Annotated in this window: 2 protein-coding genes; both read left to right on the top strand. The window is 62.6% G+C overall.

Translation table 11 applies throughout. From position 1 onward, the window contains the following. On the top strand, window positions 1–332 hold a 332-nt coding region (locus GXY33_06035), incomplete at its 5' end, for a hypothetical protein (protein ID NLX04683.1). A gap of 204 nt (window positions 333–536) precedes the next feature. Next, on the top strand, window positions 537–1608 hold a 1072-nt coding region (locus tag GXY33_06040; protein ID NLX04684.1), incomplete at its 3' end, for an alkaline phosphatase.

A 1608-nucleotide genomic window follows, 5' to 3' on the forward strand; every position in this document is an offset into this window, starting at 1 on the left:
GCCGCAGCGAATTCCCCGATTTCGTCCCGCAGGTCGTCGAAATGTTCGACAGCGGCCGCGCCGGGCAGATCGTCATCTTCGCCGACCGCGGCTGGGACTTCAGCCCCATTGACCTCGGCGGCCACGGTTCCGCCATCCGCGACGACATGATCGTCCCCTTTTTCGTCGCCGGACCCGATATCCCCCACGGCGAAATCCTCACCGCCCGACTCGTCGACCTCGTCCCCACCGTCCTCGACATCATGAATCTCGCCGACCGCCAAGCCCTCTTCGGCCAATTCGACGGCCAATCCATTCTCGACGAACTCAAACAAACACAACCTGCCCCTTGATCGCCTCCGACCCCCGCCGCCCGCACTTGAAAAACTCAAGCCCCGCTTTCCTCCGGACCCATCCGCTCGCGTTTCTCATGATTTGTTTGCCCGACGGGTGTCGGTGCGATAACATCAACATAATTGTCGTCGTCAAATTGAAACCAGCGGCACTCCGGCGGGTATAACACTTGTTACCTTGCCGATTCTTGAGGAGTTCACGCCATGACCCATCGTGGGACTGTTTCTGGCAAGCTTTTCGTCGTTGTCCTGCTGCTTCTCGCAATTGGCGGTTGTGCCACGGTCCAGCCGGTCTCCTCCTTCGGACCCGCGCCGCGCACCGAAAACGCACAGCCGCTCACCCAGGTGCCCGACGAGTACGCCTTCTATACCCCGCCCGCCGACCGATCCTTCTACCCGATCATGCCCGACGGCGAAGTCAAAAACATCATCCTCTTGATCGGCGACGGAATGGGTCTCGCCCAGGTCGCTTCCGCCCGAATCAAAGCCGTCGGAGCCGACGGATGCCTCCACCTGGACCGATGCCCCGTCACCGGCTTTGCCACCACGCACTCCACCTCTCTCGTCACCGACTCCGCCGCTGGGGGAACCGCCCTGGCGACCGGAAGCAAAACCAACAACGGACGACTCTCGATGCTGCCCGACGAACGCCCCCTTCAGACCATCCTCGAGGTGGCGCAGGACAAAAACATGGCCACCGGCCTGGTCACGGTTTGCACGCCCAATCACGCCACGCCCGCCGCCTTCGCCTCGCACGTGCTCTCGAGAAATATGGGACCGGAGATCACCGAACAGATCCTCAAGACCAGAGTCGATGTCATCTTCGGCGCCGGAGACGTCGGCACCACGACCCAGCCGAGCGCCGAGGCGGCCCAGGCCAAACAGATCGGATACCACCTGGTCGCCAATCGCGACGACATGAAGGCCCTGACCGCCGATCAGACCCCCGCCCTCGGCCTCTTCCAGGACTCATCCGGCCAAAACCCGCCCATGCTCGCCGCCATGACCGCCAAGGCCATCGAAATCCTCAACAAGGATCAAGACGGCTTCTTCCTGATGGTCGAAGGCAGCGATATCGACTGGTGCTGCCACGGAAACGACGCGCCCGGCTCCATCCAGAAAACCCTCCTCTTCGATCTGGCGATCAAGGAGGCCCTCGACTTCGCCCTCAAGGACAAGCACACCCTCGTGGTCGTCACCGCCGACCACGAAACCGGTGGCATGGCCGTCAACGGCGGCAGCCTCGACGGCAAGGAAGTCGGCGTCGCCTGGACCA

The sequence above is a fragment of the Phycisphaerae bacterium genome, from assembly GCA_012729815.1.
Lineage (GTDB): Bacteria > Planctomycetota > Phycisphaerae > JAAYCJ01 > JAAYCJ01 > JAAYCJ01.